Below are 20,638 nucleotides of genomic sequence, written 5' to 3'. Positions count from 1 at the left end.
TGGGGCGGCTGAGGCGGATGTGACTCGTGAGTTGGGTGCGCTGTGATGTGTCCAGCCGACACGCAGCATCCGGCCGAAGGGAATGACACGAGTGTCATTCTCTCCGATAGACTCGGGGGACCACCGCACGACGAGACCGAAGGGCCCAGACCACACCGTGAGCGCCGCCTCCGATCACGCCAGCACCGCCGTTCTCGCCCCGGACCTGTCCGAGCGCGACCGCGAGATCCTGGCCTTCGAGCGCCAGTGGTGGAAGTACGCCGGCTCCAAGGAGACCGCGATCAAGGAGCTCTTCGACATGAGCTCCACCCGGTACTACCAGGTGCTCAACTCCCTCATCGACAGCCAGGTCGCGATGGCCCACGACCCGATGCTCGTCAAGCGCCTGCGCCGGCTCCGGGCCAGCCGCCAGCGCGCCCGCTCGGCCCGCCGCCTCGGGATGGAGCCCTGACCCGCGGCCACCAGGACCAGTGACGCCCGTCCGTGAGGGAAGCCGGACGGGCGTCTCTGTGTCCGCACCCGGGCCGGAGGCCAGCGCTGTGTCCGCACCCGGGCCGGAGGCCAGCGCTAGGGCAGGTCGGGGTCGGGGAACTCCACGGGCCAGCCCTTCTTCGCGAGCTGGGCGCGCACCCGGCGCAGGTCCTCGTCGCTCGGGTCGGTGTGGGTGTAGGACGTGATGGCGGCGGCGATGTCACGCGGGCCCGCGGGGCTGACGTCGGCACGGCGCAGCGCCTTCGCGACCTTCTTGACCTCCGAGCGGGTGAGGCGCCGCTCCAGGAGGGCGAGCAGCGGGACGTAGTCGTGGTCGGGCACCCCGCCGGGGTAGCCCTCGCGGAGCCAGTTGACGATGCGCGCGAGGGGGCTGCCCTCGTGCGGAGGCGCCTCCTCGTCCTCCTCGAGCCCGCTCAGCGGCCAGCCGCCCAGGACGAGCTTGGCGGACACCTGTCGGACCTGCGTGTCCTCGGGCACCAGTGCCCGCAGGGCGGTGCCGGACAGCAGTCCCTCGGCGGCGAGCGTGCGCAGGACGTCGTGGGCGGCGGCGGTGCCGAGGCGTTCCTGCAGGACGGCGCTCAGGGCGGCCGCCTCGGCGTCCGGGACGCCGTCGGGGAAGCCGGCCCGGATGTGGCCGAGGACCGAGTGGGACAGCTGGGGCATCGAACGGCTCACTTCTCGTCGACGATGGTCGGGATGACGTGCTCGAAGCTGACGGCCTTGCCGAAGCCGCTCGCGACGATGAGGACGAGACCGAGCACGACGCCTCCGACGATGAGCGCGATGAGCAGGCCGGCCAGGGCCCGCCCGAGCGTGCTGGGCTGGGTGTGCGCCCGCCCGCCGTCGTCGACGACCGTGGAGGAGCCGATGGTGAGGGCGCGCATCGCGAGGGCGTAGACGACGGGGAGTCCGGCCCCGAAGACGAGGCCCGCGAAGAGGACCTTGCCGGCGCCGAGGAGGGCGAGTTCGAGACTGCGCATCGTGGCTCCTTCGCTCAGTGGGTGGGGGTCTTGGTGGGGGCGTGCTGGTCGAGGACGTCCTTGGGGCGGTCCCACTCGGCGTTGACGTTGTGCGCACCCACGTGCTGGAGGCGGGACCGGTGGTACATCCAGCCCGCCGCGGCACACAGGATCGTGAAGATGAGCACCGCGCCGGTGAGGCCCCCCAGGGTGTGGCCGGCCCACCACATGAGCGCGCCCATGCCGGCCGCGATCGGGAAGGTCATCGCCCACGCGACGACCATGCGCCCTGCGGTCGCCCACCGGACGTGCGTGCCGCGGCCCAGGCCACCGCCGAGCACCGACCCGGTGGCGACGTGGGTCGTCGACAGGGCGAAGCCGAGGTGGCTGGCCGCCAGGAGCACGGCTGCGGTCGAGCCGTCGCTGGACAGGCCCTGCCGCGGGGTGATGTCGACCAGCCCCTTGCCGAGGGTGCGGATGATGCGCCACCCGCCGATGTAGGTGCCGAGGGCGATCGCAATGGCCGCGGACAGCTTGACCCACAGGGGCACAGCGTCGGTGCGCTCCCAGTGGCCGCTCGCGATGAGGGCGAGGGTCATGACGCCCATCGTCTTCTGGGCGTCGTTGGTGCCGTGCGCGATCGAGACGAGCGACGCGCTGCCGATCTGGCCCCACCGGAAGTGCCGCTCCTCGAGCCGGTGCATGACCGACCGGGTGACGCGGTGCACGAGCCAGCAGCCGACGAACGCGACGGCCATCGCGACGATCGGCGACAGCAGCGAGGGCAGCAGGATCTTGCCGACGACCCCGTCGAGCTTGGTCCCGTCGCCGGTCCACTTGACCCCGGCGAACCCAAGTCCGGCGGCACCCGCCCCGGTGAGCCCCCCGAGCAGCGCGTGCGACGAGCTCGAGGGCAGGCCCAGCAGCCAGGTGAACAGGTTCCAGACGATGCCGCCGACGAGCCCGGCCAGGATGATGAGCAGCAGCGCCGACCCGCCATCGCTGAGGAGCTCGGGGCGGGGGGCCCCGTCCGCGTCCTGGATCTTGATGACGGCGTTGGACACGGTGAGCGCGACCTCGACCGACAGGAACGCGCCCACGAGGTTGAGCACCGCCGACAGCCCGACCGCGACCTTGGGTGCCAGGGCCCCCGTCGAGATGGACGCCGCCATGGCGTTCGCCGTGTCGTGAAAGCCGTTCGTGAAGTCGAAGGCCAGCGCGGTCACGATGACGAGCGCGAGGATGATGGTTGCTGCGTCCACGAGGGAACAGTGTGCGGTGTCGGGGAACATTCACCAAGCCGCGGCCTCGCCGCCCCGAACCGGAGCGCCGGCCGAGGTCACGCCCGCCCTCCCCGCCCCGGTCAGGTCGTCAAAAAGTGACACGCTTGGGATCATTAGTGTGACTTTCTGTGCAAAGGTCGTCACCGACGGGCCAGCAGCGGCCCGTGGCCGGTGACCGCCGGCCCGCCCCTCCGGGAGGATCCGCAACGATGCGACCATCACGCCCGAGCCGCGCCGCCGTTCTCGGCATCGCGGCCGCGACCCTGCTCACCGGCTGTGTGGGGGCCAAGGACTCCGGTCCCGCGGCCGACCCCGACGCGAACGCCGACGCGAAGAACGTCACCCTCGTCATCAGCGCCAACGACATCAAGGGTGGCAAGAACGCCGCCGAGGCCGCCTGGATCGAGGACACCGTCATCCCGGCGTTCGTCGAGCAGCAGAAGGCCAAGGGCGTGACGGCCGACGTCACCTTCAACGGCGCGGGCGTCGAGGACGAGCAGTACAAGACCAAGCTCGAGCTGAACCTGCGGACCGGCAGCGGTTCGGACGTGTTCGCCGCCGACGGCATCTGGCTCGGGGAGCTCGCCGCGGCCGGCTACGTGCAGCCCCTGGACGACGTCGTCGGCGAGGCCGCGGCCGGCTGGGACGGGTGGAGCCAGATCTCGGAGTCGGTGCAGCAGAACATGTCGTTCAAGGGGGAGCGGTACGGCATCCCGAACGGCACCGACGGCCGCGTGCTCTACCTCAACAAGACCCTCCTCGAGAAGGCCGGGCTGCCGGCCGACTGGCAGCCGACCTCGTGGGAGGACGTGCTCACCGCGGGCCGGGCCCTGAAGAAGCTCGACGGGGTCACCCCGATCCAGATCAACGCCGGGGTGCCGATGGGCGAGGCGACGACGGCCCAGGGCTTCCTGCCGCTCCTCGCCGGCACCGGCAGCCCGCTCTACGACGAGGCGGCCGGCACCTGGCAGGGGGCGACCCCCGGGGTGACCGACGTGCTCGGCTTCTACCGGACCGTCTACGGCGAGGGGCTCGGTGACCCGCGCATGCAGCAGGACAAGGCGGGCCGCGACCAGTCCTTCGCCGAGTTCGCCGAGGGCAGGATCGGCATCCTCGCCGAGGGCGACTACTTCTGGCGGTCGGTCATCTGCCCGAGCGAGGACGACTGCGGCGCCACCTCGATGCCGGACCGGGACGAGGTCGTCGGCTGGGCGAAGATCCCCGCGAAGACCCCGGGCGCCGGCGTCGACGGGCAGGACTTCGTCAGCGTGTCCGGCGGCGCGGGCTGGATGATCAGCCCCAAGACGCAGTACCCGCAGCAGGCGTGGGAGCTCATGGCGTTCATGGCGTCGGCGGAGATGCAGACCGCGCTGTCCGAGGCCCAGATCCGCATCTCGGCCCGCAACGACGTCAACGCCGAGACGCTGGCCGACGACCCGCTGCTCAGCTTCATCTCCGAGGAGGTGCTGCCCATCACGACCTACCGGCCCTCGGACGAGAAGTACAACGAGGTCTCGCTCGCCATCCAGCAGGCGACCGCGGACGTCGTGGGCGGTGCGGCCCCGGACGAGGCCGCGCGGACCTACCAGCGCTCGCTCGAGAAGGCCGTCGGTGCCGACCGCGTCGCCGGCGGCTGAGCCGCGGCCGGGGACCGACGCCCGGCCCCCCGACGTCGGGGCGCCCGCACCCGCGCGGACGGCGAGACAGGACCAGGACGTCGCCGGGCTGGGGCGGGGCCGGGCCCTCGGGTTCGTCGCCCCGGCCCTGGTCGTCATCGGGATCTTCCTCGTCTTCCCGGCCATCTGGACGATCTACCTCGGGCTGCTCGACTACAGCCTGAGCGGGTCCGGCGCGAAGGAGCCCGTCTTCGTCGGGCTCGGGAACTACGTCGAGGCGCTCGGCGACCCCGGGTTCCACCGGTCCCTCTACCTCACCCTGCTCTACGTCGGCGGGTCCGCGGTCATCGGGCAGAACATCCTGGGCTTCCTGCTGGCCTGGTACCTCCGCTCGGCCCACCGGTTCGTCCGGCCGGCCCTGACCATCCTCGTGCTGCTCGCGTGGATCCTCCCGGGGTCGGTCGTCGCGTTCCTCTGGCAGGCGCTGCTCGACCGCCGGGCCGGCACCCTCAACGCGATCCTCGACACCTCGGGCCAGGCGTGGGTCCTGGACCACCCGATGCTCGTCATCGTCATCTTCAACATCTGGCGGGGTGCGGCGTTCTCGATGCTCCTCTACAGCGCGGCGCTCAACACGGTGCCGCGCTCGCACCTGGAGGTGGCCCGGATGTCGGGGGCCCGCGGCTGGCAGCAGCTGCGCGACGTCGTCCTCCCGACCGTCAAGCGGCACGTCCTCACGAACACGCTGCTCATCACGCTCTGGACGTTCAACGACTTCTCGCCCTACCTGCTGACCGGCGGCGGCCCCAACGGGGCCAGCGAGATCCTGCCCGTCTACATCTACCGGGAGGCCATCATCGGCGGCGACCTCGGCTACGGCTCGGCGATCTCGCTGCTCCTGCTGCTGGCGAACCTCGTCATCGCCGTCTTCTACCTGCGGGTGCTGCGGACCAAGAAGGAGGACGCCGCGTGAACCCCGTCGTCCGCGGTGTCGTCGGCCGGATCGGGGCCTACACCGCCGTCTGCACCCTCGTCGTGTTCTTCGCGCTGCCCCTGCTGTGGCTCGTCCTGACGCCCTTCACGAAGAACCCGACCTACAGCGTCCGCTTCTCGACGCCGACCCTCGGCAACTTCGCGAAGCTCGCCGAGAACCCCCAGGTGTGGCCGTCCATCCGCAACAGCATCCTGCTCGCGGGCGGCTCGTCGCTGCTCGTGATCGGGCTCGCCGCCCTCGCCGCCTATGCCCTGAGCCGGGTGCGCGTCCCCGGGCGCGACCAGCTGCTGTACGCCCTGCTCCTGCTGTCCTCGATCGTCACGGGCACGGCCGCGATGGTCCCGATCTTCCTCATGTTGTTCCAGCTGAACCTCATCGACCGCCACACCGGCGTCATCCTCGTCCTCACCGGCGGGCTCCTGCCGGCGGCCGTCTTCATGCTCAAGGACTTCGTCGACGGCATCCCGCGCTCCTACGAGGAGTCCGCGCGGGTGTTCGGGGCCAAGCCGCTGCAGATCCTCGGGCACGTCGTCCTGCCGGTGATCCGCCCGGGGATGGCGACGGTGGGGGTGTGGGCGCTCGTCCAGGTCTGGGGCAACTTCCTCGTCCCCTACGTGCTCCTCGCCAACCCGTCGAAGCAGCCCGCCGCCGTCGTCATGTACACGTTCTACGACGCCGGCGGGCAACCGGACTTCGCCCTCATCTCGACCTTCGCGCTCGTGTACTCGATCCCGGTCGTGCTGCTCTACCTCGTCGTCAACCGCCGCTACGGCTTCTCGTTCCAAGGAGGGATCAAGGGCTGATGGCAACCGTCGAGCTCACCGACCTCGTCAAGCAGTACCCGAACGGCGTCCGCGGCGTCGACGGCGTCGACCTCACCATCGCGGACGGCGAGTTCTTCGCACTCCTCGGGCCCTCGGGCTGTGGGAAGACGACGCTGCTGCGCACCCTCGCCGGGCTCGAAGCCGCGACGGAGGGGTTCATCCGGATCGACGACCGTGACGTCACGACCCTCGACCCGGGCGAGCGTGACGTCGCGATGGTCTTCCAGGACTACGCGCTGTTCCCGCACATGACGGTCACCGAGAACATCGCCTACCCGTTGCGGATCCAGAAGGTCGGCAAGGCCGAGCGGGCCGACCGCGCCGCCAGGACCGCGGACCCGCTGAGCCTCGGGCAGCTGCTCGAGCGGCGGCCGGCGCAGCTCTCGGGCGGCCAGCAGCAGCGCGTCGCGCTCGCCCGCGCGATCGCCTGCCACCCGCAGGTGTTCCTCTTCGACGAGCCGCTGTCGAACCTCGACGCCCGGCTGCGCCTCGAGGCCCGCACCTTCCTCAAGCAGCTGCAGCGCCGGCTCGGGGTGACGACCGTGTTCGTCACGCACGACCAGGCGGAGGCGCTGGCGATGTCGGACCGGATGGCCGTCATGGAGGCCGGGCGCATCCGGCAGGTCGGCACGCCGCGCGAGGTCTTCCAGCGGCCGGGGAGCCTCTTCGTCGCCAACTTCATCGGCGCGACGCCGATGAACCTCCTCGAGGGCGACCTCGTCGACGGGCGGGTCGACGTCGGGGGCGGCCTGGCCCTGCCGGTGCCCCCTTCGCATCGCCACCTCCCCGACGGCGAGCGCGTCGTGTGGGGCATCCGGCCCGAGTACGTCGGCGCCCAGGGGCCGGAGGATGCCGACGGCGACGTCGTGGCCGGCACCGTCGCCGCCGTCGAGAACCTCGGGGTCACCGTCCTGGTGACCGTGGAGGCCGGGGGCCGTCAGCTCCGGGCGGTCCTCCCCGAGGGCCTGGAGCCGCAGGTCGGCGACCCCCTGGGCCTGCGCCCCCAGACCGACCGCGTGCTCCTCTACCGCGCCGACGAGGACGGTGCGCTGATCGAGCCGTGAGCCCGGCCCAGCAGGTGGGGGCGGCGACCTGGCGCGGGACGTGGACCCCGCAGGACCGGGCGGAGTCGGTGTGGCCGGCGCTCGGCTTCGACGTCCCGGACGGCAGCCCTGGGCTGCGGGTGGTCCTCACCTACGACCGGTCGTGCGGGCCGGCGGGCGTGCTCGACCTCGGGCTCGTCGACCCGCTGGGCTGGCGTGGCTGGTCCGGTGGGGCCCGCTCGGTGGTCGAGATCGCGCCCGCGGCCGCCACGCCCGGCTACCTCGACCGGGGGCTCCCCGGGGGGCGCTGGGAGGTCGTGCTCGGGCTGCACCGGGTCCCGGCGGCCGGCCTCGGCTTCTCGCTCGCCGTCGAGGTGGGTGCCGTGGAGCCGGAGCACGCCGGCCCGACGCCGCGCCCGGTCCCGTTCGCCGGGCGCCCACCCCGACCGGAGCTGCCCGCCCCCAGCGGGTTCCGCTGGCACGCCACGGACTGCCACGCGCACACGCGCCACTCCGACGGACGCCTGAGCCTCGACGAGCTCGCGGCCTTCGCGGCGTCGCGAGGACTGGACGCCCTGTGGGTGACCGACCACAACACGGTGAGCCACCACCGGCACCTCGCGGCGGTCGGCGCCCGGTACGGGATCGACCTCCTCCCCGGGCAGGAGGTGACGACGGCCGACGGCCACGCCAACGCGTTCGGTGACGTCGGGTGGGTCGACTTCCGTCGACCGGCGCGGGCCTGGGCCGAGCAGGTCGTGGGGGCCGGGGGTGTGCTGTCGGTCAACCACCCGGTCGCCGGGGACTGCGCCTGGCGGGAGCCGGGAGGGGTGGCGGCCACGCCCTCGCACGCCGAGGTGTGGCACTCGTCGTGGACCGACCGGAGCGACGGGGCCTGCCTCGCCTGGTGGTCCGCGGCCGGCCGCCCGGTGCCGCTGGGGGGCAGCGACGTCCACGACCCGGCCACCGCCTCGCCTGGGTCGCCGACGACGTGGGTCCTGGCCGCCGACGGTGACGTGCTCGGGGCGATGGCCGCCGGGCGCACGGCCGTCGCTGCCGGTCCGGACGCCCCGGTGTTGCTCCGCCTCGGCGACGACCTCCACGCGGTCGGCGCCGACGGCGGCCAGCTGGTCTGCCCCGACGGCCGACGCACCCCGGTCCGCGGGGACCACGTCACCGTCGGGAACCACGGCGGGCCCCACCTGCTCGAGCGCGACGACCGCCGCGTGCTCGCCATCTCGTCCTGACCCCCGACCCGAGGAGACCCTGATGCACGACGACCACCTGCTCATCGAGGGCCGGCTCCGGCGCACCCTCCAGCGCGTCGCGGACGCCGTCTGGAGCGACCCCGAGCCGGTGACGCTCGGCCGCTGGGACGCGCCCGGGGAGCCGGTCCCGGTCGCCGAGGGGCTCGCCGCCGACCACACGCCCTGCACGGTGGGGGAGACGTGGGGGCCGCCCTGGGGGACCTCCTGGTTCCGGGTGCAGGGCAGGGTCCCGGACCGGTTCGCCGGGCGGGCCGTCGACCTGCGGCTCGACCTCGGCTTCGACCCGGAGCGCACCGGCTTCCACGCCGAGGGCCTCGTCTACCGGCCGGACGGGACGCCCGTCAAGGGGCTGCACCCGCAGTCGCAGTGGGCCCGGGTAGCGGGCCCGGCCGCCGGTGGCGAGGAGGTGGATCTGCACGTGGAGGCCGCGTCCAACCCGCTCCTCCTGGGCGGGGGCGGCTTCGACTTCCGGCCCTCCCCGATGGGCGACCCCGCAACGGCCCCCACCGACCCGCTGTACCGCATCGCGCGGGCGGAGCTGGCGGTCTTCGAGGCCGAGGTGTGGGAGCTGCAGCAGGACCTCGAGGTGCTCGGCCAGCTCGCGGGCGAGCTGCCGCTCGAGGATGCGCGTCGCTGGCAGCTGCTGCGGGCGCTGGACCGCGCGATGGACGCGGTGGACGTCGCGGACCTCCCGGGAACGGCGGCCAAGGCCCGGGCCGAGCTGGCCGAGGTCCTCGCGGCGCCCGCCCGCGCCAGCGCCCACCGCATCTCGGCGGTCGGCCACGCCCACATCGACTCCGCGTGGCTGTGGCCGGTCCGCGAGACGGTGCGCAAGGTCGCCCGCACCTGCGCGAACGTCACCTCGCTCATGGACGACGACCCGGGGCTGGTCTTCGCGATGAGCTCCGCCCAGCAGTACGACTGGCTGCGGGAGCACCGGCCCGAGGTGTGGGACCGCGTCGTCGAGCGGGTGCGGGAGGGTCGCTTCGTTCCCGTCGGCGGGATGTGGGTCGAGTCGGACACGAACATGCCCGGCGGTGAGGCGCTCGTGCGCCAGCTGACGACCGGCAAGCGCTTCTTCCTCGACGCGTTCGGCATCGAGACCGAGGAGGTGTGGCTGCCGGACTCGTTCGGGTACACGGCCGCGCTGCCCCAGCTCGTGCGGCTCTCCGGGTCGCGCTGGTTCCTCACCCAGAAGATCTCCTGGAACACGACGAACCGGTTCCCGCACCACACCTTCCGCTGGGAGGGCCTGGACGGCAGCCGGGTCCTCACCCACTTCCCGTCCGCCGACACCTACGGGTCGGAGGTCAGCGGCGCCGAGGTCGCGCACGCGGCGCGCAACTACTCCGAGAAGGGCGCGGGCACCCGGTCGATGCTCCCGTTCGGGTGGGGCGACGGCGGGGGCGGGCCCACCCGCGAGATGCTCGCGCGCGCCGGGCGGCTGCGAGACCTCGACGGCTCGCCGCGGGTCGAGATCGAGCGGCCGGACGCGTTCTTCCGGCAGGCCGAGGCCGAGTACCCGGACGCCCCGGTCTGGGTGGGCGAGCTCTACCTGGAGATGCACCGGGGGACGTACACGAGCCAGGCGAGGACCAAGCAGGGCAACCGGCGGTCCGAGCACCTCCTCCGCGAGGCCGAGCTGTGGGCGGCGACCGCCGCGGTCCGGGTGGGCTTCGACTACCCCGCGGCCCGGCTCGACCACCTGTGGAAGACGGTGCTCCTCAACCAGTTCCACGACATCCTGCCCGGATCGTCGATCGGCTGGGTGCATCGTGAGGCCGTCGAGCAGTATCGGGCCGTCGCGGCCGAGCTCGAGGAGGTCATCGGCGACGCCCTCGGCGCGCTCGCCGGCGCCGGCGACGTCGACACCCTGTTCAACGCGGCTCCGCACGCGCGTGCCGGGGTGCCGGGGCTCGGCGCGGCTCAGCCTGCGCCGTCCTCGACGCCGAGGGTGCACGAGACCGATGACGGGTGGGTCCTGGACAACGGGCTGGTCCGCGCCCACGTGGACGCCTCCGGCCTGCTCACCTCGGTCGTCGACACCGCCGGCGGGCGGGAGGCCCTGGCGCCCGGCTCGCGCGGCAACCTCCTCCAGCTCCACGCCGACACTCCGGTGCGGTTCGACGCCTGGGACATCGACGCGTACTACCGCCGGTCGGCCACCGACCTGTGCGACCTCGGGGACGGGGGGTCGGTGACGGCGGTCGAGGGCGGTGTGCGGGTCGTGCGGACGTTCGGGCGCTCCCGCGTCGTGCAGCTCGTGACCCTGCCCGCCGGCGAGCCCCGGGTCGACATCTGCACCGAGGTGGACTGGCAGGAGCGCGAGAAGCTCCTCAAGGCGGCTTTCGACCTCGACGTCTCCACGGACCGCTCCACCTCCGAGATCCAGTTCGGGCACGTCCACCGGCCGACCCACACGAACACCAGCTGGGACGCCGCGCGGTTCGAGGTGTGCGCCCACCGCTGGGTCCACGTGGGGGAGCCCGGCCACGGCGCGGCCGTCGTCAACGACTCCACGTACGGGCACGACGTGACCCGGGCCGACCGCGCGGGCGGCGGGACGTCGACGTGCGTCCGGCTCTCGCTCCTGCGGGCGCCGCAGAGCCCGGACCCCGTCGCCGACCTCGGCACCCACCGGATGACGTACTCGCTGGTGCCGGGGGCCGGGATCCCCGACGCGGTGCGCGAGGGGTACCGGGTCAACCTCCCGCCGCGCGTCGTCCGGGGGGCCGGGGACCGGGTCGAGCCCCTCGTCGCGGTCGACCGCGACGCGGTCGTCGTCGAGTCGGTCAAGCTGGCCGACGACGGCTCGGGTGATGTCGTCGTGCGGCTGTACGAGGCCCTCGGGTCGAGGGTGACGACCCGGGTGCGCGCCGGGTTCGACGCCGCCGCCGTCGTGGCCACCGACCTGCTGGAGCGCCCGCTCGGCAGCGGGGTGCCCGACGTCGAGAGGGCTGGCGAGGGCACGGTGGTGCTCGCGCTGCGGCCGTTCGAGGTGGTGACCCTCCGCTGGAGCCGGGAGTGAGCCGGGCCCGATCAGGGGCCGACCGTGCTGCCCGCCGCCGCGTCCCACGGCCGTCGTCGCGTTTGCACTCTCACCCCGGGAGTGCCAATAATGAGCCTTAGCACTCTCATGCCGAGAGTGATAAGTACCGACCGGTCCGGTGAGGACAGGTGTGTCGACGGTGACGTGAGCCGCGGCCCCCGTCCGTCCGTCGCGGGCACCGCCCGGTCCCACCTTCGATTCGCGTGGGAGGAACCACCCGAATGGCCAAGATCATCGCTTTCGATGAGGAGGCGCGCCGCGGTCTCGAGCGGGGCATGAACGTGCTCGCCGACGCCGTCAAGGTCACGCTCGGCCCCAAGGGCCGCAACGTCGTCCTGGAGAAGAAGTGGGGCGCCCCCACCATTACCAACGACGGTGTCTCGATCGCCAAGGAGATCGAGCTCGACGACCCCTACGAGAAGATCGGCGCGGAGCTCGTCAAGGAGGTCGCCAAGAAGACCGACGACGTCGCCGGTGACGGCACGACGACGGCGACCGTCCTCGCCCAGGCCCTCGTGCGCGAGGGCCTGCGCAACGTCGCCGCGGGTGCGAACCCGATGGCGCTCAAGCGCGGCATCGAGAAGGCCGTCGCGGCCGTCTCCGACGAGCTGCTCGCGAACGCCAAGGACGTCGAGACCAAGGAGCAGATCGCCGCGACCGCGTCGATCAGCGCCGCCGACCCGCAGATCGGCGAGATGATCGCCGAGGCCATGGACAAGGTCGGCAAGGAAGGCGTCATCACCGTCGAGGAGAGCAACACCTTCGGGCTCGAGCTCGAGCTCACCGAGGGTATGCGCTTTGACAAGGGCTACATCAGCCACTACTTCGTCACCGACACCGAGCGCATGGAGTCCGTGCTCGAGGACCCCTACGTCCTCATCGCGAACTCCAAGATCGGCTCGATCAAGGACCTGCTGCCCCTCCTCGAGAAGGTCATGCAGTCCGGCAAGCCGCTGCTCATCATCGCCGAGGACGTCGAGGGCGAGGCGCTGAGCACGCTCGTCGTCAACAAGATCCGCGGCACCTTCAAGTCCGTCGCCGTCAAGGCTCCGGGCTTCGGCGACCGTCGCAAGGCCATGCTCGGCGACATCGCGATCCTCACCGGCGGCCAGGTCATCTCCGAGGAGGTCGGGCTCAAGCTCGACACCGCGGACCTGTCGCTGCTCGGCAAGGCGCGCAAGGTCGTCGTCACGAAGGACGAGACGACCATCGTCGAGGGTGCGGGTGACAACGACCAGATCCAGGGTCGGGTCAACCAGATCCGTGCCGAGATCGAGAAGTCGGACTCCGACTACGACCGCGAGAAGCTCCAGGAGCGCCTCGCCAAGCTCGCCGGCGGCGTCGCCGTCATCAAGGCGGGCGCGGCCACCGAGGTCGAGCTCAAGGAGCGCAAGCACCGCATCGAGGACGCCGTTCGCAACGCGAAGGCCGCCGTCGAGGAGGGCATCGTCGCCGGTGGTGGCGTGGCCCTCATCCAGGCCGGTGCCAAGGCGTTCGCCAACCTCTCGCTCGAGGGCGACGAGGCCACCGGCGCGAACATCGTCAAGGTCGCCGTCGAGGCGCCGCTCAAGCAGATCGCGATCAACGCCGGTCTCGAGGGTGGGGTCGTGGCCGAGAAGGTCAGCAACCTCGACGCGGGCTGGGGCCTGAACGCCGCGACCGGTGAGTACGTCGACCTCATCGCGGCCGGGGTCATCGACCCCGCCAAGGTGACCCGGTCGGCGCTGCAGAACGCGGCGTCCATCGCGGCGCTGTTCCTCACCACCGAGGCGGTCATCGCCGACAAGCCCGAGAAGTCGGCTCCGGCCATGCCGGGCGGCGACGACATGGGCGGCATGGGCTTCTGAGCCTCGCCTCCCGCGTCACGCACTGACGGGCGGTCCTCCTGTGGGAGGGCCGCCCGTCGGCGTCTGCCACCCCGGCTCGTCCCCGGATCGGCCAATAGGTCACGGCAGGTACGCCCCGACGACCGGTGCCGGATGTACCGGTATCGACCTGTAGGTCACGGCAGGTACGCCCCGACGGCCGGTGCCGGATGTACCGGTATCGACCGATTGGTCACGGGAGGTACGCCCCGACGACCGGTGCCGCATGTACCGGTATCGACCTATTGGTCGCGGGGGTACGCCCCGACGACCGGTGCCGGATGTACCGGTATCGACCTATTGGTCGCGGGGGGTACGCCCTGCCCGCCCGGCGCGTACCCGAGGTGACCTATTGGTCACGGGAGGTACGCCCGCCCGTCGTCTGCTCGTACCTGAGGTGACCTATTGGTCACGGGAGGGACGCCCTCCCCGTCGTCGCTCGTACCGGTATCGACCGATTGGTCACGGGAGGGACGCCCCGTGTCGGCCGCTGGTCAGCGGGCCGGCTGCGGAGCGGCCGACGGCGCCGCGAGATCGGCGCGGGGGACACGGATGCGGCGGTGGAGCCGCAGCGCCGTCCAGACCCAGAGGCCGAGAACGGCCAGGCCCGCCCCGATGGTCACGACCGGCATCCAGCCGGGAGGCCCACCGGTGCAGGTCTCGACGACGACCCCGTCGGCTCCGGCACTGCTCGTGCAGCTCCCGGCGTAGAGGGGGAACGCCATGCCCATGACGGCGAGGCCCAGGAACGGGACGCCGAAGATGCCGTAGGCCACCGCACCCCAGGCCTTGTCGGCCGCCGTCCACCGCTTCGAGATCAGCAGGAGCACGAGGCCGACGAGCCACAGCACCGGGGACACGATGGTGAGCACGATGCTCAGGGCCACCGGGATCGACAGGACGAGCAGGACGAGCGCGGTCGTCTCGAGCACCGGCCTCTCGGACGGCGCGCGCTCGGGCGGCCCCGCGTAGGGGTACCGCGCCGCGGCCGGGTCCAGCGGCGGACCGGTGACGAAGACCCCCGTCGCGGCCTCGGCGACGACGTCCTCTGGAGCGCCCAGACGCTCGAGCACCACGGACAGCGCGGCGTCGCTGCCGTCGGTGGCGGCCGCCGCCTCGAGGAGGTGCTCCTCGATGTCGGCCCGCAGCTCGGCCCGGCGGTCGTCCGGCAGGCGGCGTCCGACGACGTCGAGCCGCTCCAGGTACGCGCGGACGAGTGGGTGGTCGAGTCCGGTCATGACGGTGCCCCCTCGGGCGTGAGGATGGTGGAGACGGAGGCGGCGAAACCGCTCCAGGCGGTGCGGAAGTCGGCGAGGGCACGGGACCCGGCCGGACTGAGCGCGTAGTAGCGACGCGCGGGGCCGTCTGCCGACGCGCGCCAGGTGGTGTCGACGAGCGCGTCCCGCCGCAGCCTCGACAACAGGGGGTAGACGGTGCCCTCGCTCGCGACGAGCCCCGCGTCCGACAGCTCGGCGACGAGGTCGTACCCGTAACGCTCGCGACCCTCGAGCAGGGCAAGGACGCAATGTTCCAGGACGCCACGGCGCAGCTGGCTGAGTGCGGCCTCCGGAGCTCCCATGCACCACAAGGTAGCGGTGCACTACCTTGCGCCGCAAGGGGCAGGTTGCCGTGCTCGCCCACAGCCACGCCCCAGGTGGAGCGGGCAGGATGGGCCGATGAGCCAGCCCCGAGCCGACGACCGGAGTCCCCTCGTCCTCGGGCCCCTGCTGCGGTACGTGGACGAGACGTCGGCCACCGTCTGGGTCCGCACCGCGCAGGCCGCCGAGGTGTCCGTGCTCCGCGCCGGGCGCGAGTGGACCGCCCGGACCTTCGGGGTCCACGGGTCGCACTACGCCCTCGTCGTCTGCGACGGGCTCGAGCCGGCCACCGACGAGCCCTACGAGGTCCGGGTCGACGGGCGGACGGTCTGGCCGCTGTCGGGCGAGCCCGCGAGCCGCATCCGCACCCTCGACCCGGACCGGCTGCCGTACTTCGCCTTCGGGTCGTGCCGGACGATGGGCAGCCACGACGACGAGGGCAACGCGCTGCACGGCGTCGACGCGCTCCGCAGTCTCGCGGTGGCCCTGCGCGACGACCCGGACGCGGGGTGGCCCGACCTCCTGCTCCTCCTCGGGGACCAGGTGTATGCCGACACGACGCCGCACGGCGAGCTCGAGGACTTCATGCGCAGCCGGCGCAGCCTCGACGAGCCGCCGTACGAGGAGATCAAGGACTACCCCGAGTACGACGAGCTGTACCGCATCACCTGGGGCGACCCCGTCATCCGCTGGGCGATGTCGACGGTGCCCTCCGCGATGATCTTCGACGACCACGACATCCGCGACGACTGGAACACGTCGTGGTCGTGGCGGCGCGACATCCGCGCCACGACGTGGTGGCAGGAGCGGATCGTGTCCGGTCTCGCCGCCTACTGGGTGCACCAGCACATCGGCAACCTCTCGCCCGCCGAGCTCGCGGAGGAGGAGGTCTTCCGGCACGTGCTCGAGCACGACGCGAAGGGCGGTGACGGCGAGCTCGACCTCACCGACGCGCTCGACCGGCTCGCTGCCCGGGCCGATGCGCAGCCCGAGACGTACCGCTGGAGCCACACCCGCGAGCTGGGGGACAGCCTGCTTATCGTCCTCGACTCCCGGGCGGCCCGCGACCTGCGGCCCGACGGCCGGTCGATGCTCGACCCGGTCGAGATGGAGTGGCTCGACGACACCCTGCGGGGCGGCCACCGGCATGTCTTCATCGGCACCTCCCTGCCGTTCCTCCTGCCGCCTGGCCTGCACGACTTCGAGGCCATCGACGAGGCCGTCGCCCAGGGTGCCTACGGCCGGCTCCCCGCGGACCTGGCCGAGCGCATGCGCCGCAGCATCGACCTCGAGCACTGGGCGGCCTTCACCTCGGGCTTCGACGAGGTGTTCGACCTCGTGATGGACCTCGCCCGCGGCCACCGGGGCCCGGCCCCGCAGACGGTGATGTTCCTGTCCGGCGACGTGCACAACTCGTACTTCGCCGAGGTCACCGAGCCGACCCGTCACGGCGCGCGGTCCCGCATCGTGCAGGCGGTGTGCTCACCGATCCGCAACCCGATGCCCCGGGGCGTGCGGGTGGCGGTCTCGATGCTCACCCGGTCGCTCGTGCGCCCGATGCGGTTCCTCGCCTCACGGTCGCGACGCGTGCCGGACCCGGCGTACCCGTGGACCGTCACGGAGGGGCCGTGGTTCGACAACAACGTCGCGCTCTGCCGGGTCCTGCCCGACCGCGTCGAGCTCACCTGGGTCACCGGCGTCGACCACGGCGACCACGACCATCCGACGCTGCGCGAGGTCTGGTCGGTCGAGGTCCCCGAGCTCTCGGCCGCCACCGTGGGTGGCCCGGAGGGGGACGCCGTGCCGGCATCCGAGCTCCCCAGAGCCGTTCGGGACAGCCCACGCACACGGAACCATCACACCGTCGCCTAGCGTTGGGTCCAACGCAGGGTGGTCGCTTCCGGCCGCTCGCCCAATCCGGCGCTCCGAGGACGACGCATGACGGTCACAGACCCCACCCCCGCCCCGTCCGCTCCGGCCCGACGTGCCGCCGCCCGGGTCGAGGACCTCACCAAGGTCTACGGCACCGGCGAGACCCGCGTCGTCGCCCTCGACGGGGTGACCCTGGACCTGCACGCCGGTGAGTTCACCGCCATCATGGGCCGGTCCGGGTCGGGCAAGTCGACCCTCATGCACTGCGCGGCCGGGCTCGACGAGGTGACCTCGGGCCGGGTGCTGCTCGGGGAGGTCGACCTCACCACGCTCAAGGAGCGGGCGCTGACCGAGCTGCGGCGGGACCGGATCGGCTTCGTCTTCCAGGCCTTCAACCTCGTCCCCACCCTGACGGCCGAGGAGAACATCACCCTCCCGCTGGCCATCGCGGGGCGGACTCCGGACCCCGCCTGGTTCGACGAGGTCATCGACACCGTCAAGCTGCGGGACCGGCTGGGCCACCGGCCGGGCGAGCTGTCCGGCGGCCAGCAACAGCGGGTGGCCTGCGCTCGTGCGCTGATGGGCCAGCCGGATGTCGTCTTCGCCGACGAGCCCACGGGCAACCTCGACTCCACGTCGGGCGCCGAGGTGCTCGGCTTCCTCCGCCGGGCCGTCGACGACCACGACCAGACGGTGGTCATGGTCACCCACGACCCGGGGGCGGCGAGCTGGACCGACCGGGTCGTCTTCCTCGCCGACGGCCGGGTCGTCGGCGAGCTGCGGGAGCCCACGACGGAGGCGGTCCTGGAGTGGATGGCCCGCCTCGCCGAGCTCGAGGCCTGAGCGTGCTGCGCGCCACCTGGCGGGGCATCATCGCGCACAAGCTGCGCCTCGTCCTCAGCGCTGTCGCCGTCATCCTCGGCGTCGCGTTCGTCGCCGGGTCCTACGTCTTCACCGACACCCTCGACCGCGCCTTCACCGGCTTGACGAGCGGCGCGGTCGGCGACGTCATCGTCCGCGCCGGCGGGGGCAGCGGCGGCCCCGGTGCCGGTGCGGGCGGGACCCGCACCGTCCCGGACTCCCTCGTCGCCGAGCTGGCCGCGGTGCCGGGCGCGGCCCGCGCCGACGGCCGGATCACGACCTTCGGGACCTACGTCGTCGACGGCTCCGGCAAGCTGATCGGCGGCAACGGTCCTCCCGGCATCGCGGTGTCGTACAACTCGGGCCCGGCCGCCAACGGCGTGCCGACCGCCACTCTCGAGACGGGACGCTGGCCGGGGGCCGCCGGGGAGGTCGTCCTCGACGCGAACACCGCGGCCCGTGCGGCCTACGTCGAGGGCGACGCCGTCCCGCTCGTCACGTCGGGGACCCAGCCTCGGGTCGAGGCCACCCTCGTCGGCACGGCCGACTTCGCCGGGACCTCGCTCGTCGGCGCGAGCGTCGTCATGCTCGACGCAGGCCAGGCCCAGGAGCTCTACCTCGAGGGCGCGGACGCCTGGTCGCAGGTGTGGGTCACCGCCGCCGACGGCACGAGCCAGGATGACCTGCTCGCCGCGGTCGAGGCCGTGCTCCCGGACGGGTTCGAGGCGGCGACGGGTGACGCGACCGCCGCGCGCGCCTCCACGCGGATCGACGAGGCGCTCTCGTTCGTCACGACCTTCCTCCTCGTGTTCGCCGGGGTGGCCCTCACGGTGGGGGCGTTCCTCATCGTCAACACGTTCACGATCCTCGTCGCCCAGCGCAGCCGCGAACTCGCGCTGCTGCGGGCGATCGGGGCGAGCCGGCGGCAGGTGGCGCGGTCGGTGCTGGCCGAGGCCGGCCTGGTCGGCGTCGTCGGGTCCGCGGTGGGTATCGGCCTCGGCATCCTGCTGGCCATCGGCATCCGCTGGGTGTTCGGGCGCGTCGGGCTCGACCTCGGGGTCAGCGAGCTCGTGCTCCGTCCGCGCACCATCGTCGTGGCCCTCGTCGTCGGGGTCGTCGTCACCCTCGCCGCGGCCTACCTGCCGGCCCGACGGGCCGGCTCGGTGCCCCCGGTGGCGGCCATGCGCGACGACGCCCACCTCGCCGAGGGCGGGATGCGGTGGCGGCTCGCGGTGGGGTCGGTGCTGCTCGTCGCCGGGGCGGTCGCGATGGGCGGCGGCCTGGCCGGCTGGGGGAGCGAGCCGACCTACGTGCTCGGCGCCGGGACCTTCGGGGTGCTCGTGGGGACGGCCCTGCTCAGCCCGATGTTCGGCCGCCCGGTGCTCGCGGCCCTCGGCTGGACGTACCGCCGCTCCTTCGGTGCCGTCGGACGAATAGCCGAGCAGAACGCACGCCGCAACCCGCGCCGCACCGGCGCCACCGCGTCGGCGCTGATGATCGGGGTCTCGCTCGTGACCCTGATGGCCGTCCTCGGAGCCTCGGCGAAGGCGAGCATCGACAAGTCCCTCGCCGAGGACGTCGTCGCCGACTACGTCGTCTCGAGTGTGGTGGGGCAGGGCTTCTCGGCGAGCATCACCGACGATGTCAGCCGGGTGGAGGGCGTCGAGGAGGTCGTCCGCGTGCGGAACGCACTGCTCGAGGTCGACGGCGACCGGGAGTTCGCGACAGGCATCGACCCTGCGGGAGTCGTGCGGGTGGCGCGGCCCACCATCCTCACCGGGGCGCTCACCGACCTCGGGGTGGCCGCGGTGGCCGTCGCGTCGACGTACGCCGCGGACCAGGGGCTGCAGGTGGGCTCCGCGGTGACCATCGACTTCGCCGGGGAGGAGTCCGCGGCCCGGGTCGTCGCGACGTACGAGCAGGACGCGGTGCTCCAGTCCGACGTCACGATGTCGATCGACGCCTTCGACGAGCTCGGCGTCCCCCCGACCGACCGCGCGACGTACGTCGTCGCAGCCCCGGGCGCCGACCGCGTCGCGCTGCGGCAGGGACTCGACGCCGCGGTCGCCGACCTGCCGACGGTGAGCGTGGCCGACCAGGCGGAGTACGCGGCCGAGCAGCGCGAACCCATCGACCGCCTGCTCTTCATCGTCTACGCCCTACTCGGTCTCGCCGTCGTCATCGCAGTGCTCGGCATCGTGAACACCCTCGCGCTCTCGGTCGTCGAGCGGGTCCGCGAGATCGGCCTGCTCCGTGCGGTCGGGCTCAGCCGCCGTCAGCTGCGCACGATGCTGCGCCTGGAGTCGGTGGCGATCGCGGTGCTCGGCGCGGTGCTGGGGATCGTCCTGGGGCTCGTCTTCGCGGTGGCGCTGCAACGGTCGCTGGCCGACGACGGCATCGACGTCCTGGCCATCCCGTGGGTGCAGCTCGCCGGGTTCGTGGCCGTGGCGGCCGTCGTCGGTGTGCTGGCAGCGGTGTGGCCGGGCCGCCGGGCGGCGCGCCTCGACGTCCTCCGCGCGATCGCCACCGAGTAGCGGCAGCGGCCGTCCTCGTCACGTGAACATGCGCACCGCCTGCGCCTCGGTCTCGGCGTACTGGGCGCCGGCGGCGCCGAGCACCCGGCCGATGGCGTCGAGCGACTCGCGCACCTGGTGCTGGGTGCCGCGCCACTGCGTCACCACGCCCTGGAACTGCGCCGACGCCGTGCCGGTCCAGGCGTCCTGGAGTCCGGTGAGCCGGGCGAGCATGACGGCCACCTGGCCCTCGATCTCGGCGGAGATGCGCGCGACGTCGGCGCTCGCGGCGGCGATGCGGTCGGTGTCGACCTGGAACTGGGCGGCCATGGGTTCCCCCTTCGGTGGCGGCCGGCCCTGGTGGCCGACCCCGGTCCCCCGACCCTAGGAAAGGGCGGTCC

The 20,638-nt window shown here is 72.7% G+C and carries 17 protein-coding genes; 11 read left to right on the top strand and 6 right to left on the bottom strand.

What is annotated here, in order from left to right; genetic code table 11:
* The first annotated feature begins 157 nt into the window (after positions 1-157).
* Positions 158-451, top strand: coding sequence for a DUF3263 domain-containing protein (locus Q0963_RS11515; protein WP_299445832.1), 294 nt, complete (start codon positions 158-160; stop codon positions 449-451).
* A 116-nt stretch (positions 452-567) separates the two neighbouring features.
* Here Q0963_RS11515 and Q0963_RS11510 read toward each other — a convergent pair whose 3' ends face one another.
* The 3 genes from Q0963_RS11510 to Q0963_RS11500 are packed head-to-tail and all read right to left on the bottom strand — an operon-like array spanning position 568 to position 2,713.
* Complete coding sequence (locus Q0963_RS11510; RefSeq protein WP_299445829.1) at positions 568-1,155, bottom strand: DUF3349 domain-containing protein; 588 nt, start codon at positions 1,153-1,155, stop codon at positions 568-570.
* Positions 1,156-1,163: 8 nt separating this feature from the next.
* Entirely contained in the window at positions 1,164-1,472 is a 309-nt protein-coding gene (locus Q0963_RS11505) for a hypothetical protein (RefSeq protein WP_299445827.1), read from the bottom strand.
* A 14-nt stretch (positions 1,473-1,486) separates the two neighbouring features.
* Entirely contained in the window at positions 1,487-2,713 is a 1,227-nt protein-coding gene (locus Q0963_RS11500) for an inorganic phosphate transporter (RefSeq protein WP_299445824.1), read from the bottom strand.
* A 230-nt stretch (positions 2,714-2,943) separates the two neighbouring features.
* On the opposite strand from Q0963_RS11500, the gene Q0963_RS11495 reads away from it, so the two are divergent.
* The 7 genes from Q0963_RS11495 (at position 2,944) to groL (ending at position 13,375) form a co-directional block, all read left to right on the top strand.
* Positions 2,944-4,371, top strand: a complete 1,428-nt coding sequence (locus tag Q0963_RS11495; RefSeq protein WP_299445822.1) for an extracellular solute-binding protein — start codon at positions 2,944-2,946, stop codon at positions 4,369-4,371.
* A complete protein-coding gene (locus Q0963_RS11490; RefSeq protein WP_299445820.1) occupies positions 4,346-5,323 on the top strand; it encodes a carbohydrate ABC transporter permease in 978 nt (325 codons plus the stop codon). Before Q0963_RS11495 ends, Q0963_RS11490 begins: the two co-directional genes overlap by 26 nt.
* Positions 5,320-6,147: a carbohydrate ABC transporter permease gene (locus tag Q0963_RS11485; RefSeq protein ID WP_299445818.1), complete on the top strand. Its 828-nt coding sequence runs from the start codon at positions 5,320-5,322 to the stop codon at positions 6,145-6,147. The genes Q0963_RS11490 and Q0963_RS11485 overlap by 4 nt, the downstream gene beginning before the upstream one ends.
* Positions 6,147-7,232: an ABC transporter ATP-binding protein gene (locus tag Q0963_RS11480; RefSeq protein WP_299445815.1), complete on the top strand. Its 1,086-nt coding sequence runs from the start codon at positions 6,147-6,149 to the stop codon at positions 7,230-7,232. The genes Q0963_RS11485 and Q0963_RS11480 overlap by 1 nt, the downstream gene beginning before the upstream one ends.
* On the top strand, positions 7,229-8,458 hold the full coding sequence (locus Q0963_RS11475; protein ID WP_299445812.1) for a CehA/McbA family metallohydrolase: 1,230 nt from the start codon (positions 7,229-7,231) through the stop codon (positions 8,456-8,458). Before Q0963_RS11480 ends, Q0963_RS11475 begins: the two co-directional genes overlap by 4 nt.
* A gap of 22 nt (positions 8,459-8,480) precedes the next feature.
* Positions 8,481-11,507, top strand: coding sequence for a glycoside hydrolase family 38 C-terminal domain-containing protein (locus Q0963_RS11470; RefSeq protein ID WP_299445809.1), 3,027 nt, complete (start codon positions 8,481-8,483; stop codon positions 11,505-11,507).
* Between the two features lie 242 nt (positions 11,508-11,749).
* Positions 11,750-13,375, top strand: coding sequence for a chaperonin GroEL (gene groL / locus Q0963_RS11465; protein ID WP_299445806.1), 1,626 nt, complete (start codon positions 11,750-11,752; stop codon positions 13,373-13,375).
* Positions 13,376-13,887: 512 nt separating this feature from the next.
* On the opposite strand, the gene Q0963_RS11460 is transcribed toward groL, so the two are convergent.
* Entirely contained in the window at positions 13,888-14,631 is a 744-nt protein-coding gene (locus tag Q0963_RS11460; protein WP_299445803.1) for an HAAS signaling domain-containing protein, read from the bottom strand.
* Positions 14,628-14,972 carry a PadR family transcriptional regulator gene (locus tag Q0963_RS11455; protein ID WP_299445801.1) on the bottom strand — a complete coding sequence of 115 codons (345 nt, stop codon included), beginning with the start codon at positions 14,970-14,972 and terminating at the stop codon, positions 14,628-14,630. Before Q0963_RS11455 ends, Q0963_RS11460 begins: the two co-directional genes overlap by 4 nt.
* 97 nt (positions 14,973-15,069) lie before the next feature.
* Here Q0963_RS11455 and Q0963_RS11450 point away from each other — a divergent pair, with 97 nt between their 5' ends.
* From Q0963_RS11450 to Q0963_RS11440, 3 genes are all read left to right on the top strand, one after another.
* Positions 15,070-16,863, top strand: a complete 1,794-nt coding sequence (locus Q0963_RS11450) for an alkaline phosphatase D family protein (RefSeq protein ID WP_299445798.1) — start codon at positions 15,070-15,072, stop codon at positions 16,861-16,863.
* 66 nt (positions 16,864-16,929) lie between these two features.
* A complete protein-coding gene (locus Q0963_RS11445; protein ID WP_299445796.1) occupies positions 16,930-17,706 on the top strand; it encodes an ABC transporter ATP-binding protein in 777 nt (258 codons plus the stop codon).
* Between the two features lie 2 nt (positions 17,707-17,708).
* Complete coding sequence (locus tag Q0963_RS11440; RefSeq protein ID WP_299445792.1) at positions 17,709-20,258, top strand: ABC transporter permease; 2,550 nt, start codon at positions 17,709-17,711, stop codon at positions 20,256-20,258.
* Positions 20,259-20,276: 18 nt separating this feature from the next.
* Here the strand turns inward: Q0963_RS11440 and Q0963_RS11435 are convergent, their stop codons facing one another.
* Positions 20,277-20,567 (bottom strand): WXG100 family type VII secretion target, encoded by a 291-nt coding sequence (locus Q0963_RS11435; RefSeq protein WP_299445789.1) that lies wholly within the window; start codon positions 20,565-20,567, stop codon positions 20,277-20,279.
* Positions 20,568-20,638: the final 71 nt, after the last annotated feature.

Origin of the sequence: uncultured Phycicoccus sp., assembly GCF_947495705.1 — a bacterium.
Lineage (GTDB): Bacteria > Actinomycetota > Actinomycetes > Actinomycetales > Dermatophilaceae > Phycicoccus.
This window is presented reverse-complemented; position numbering and strand designations above follow the sequence as displayed.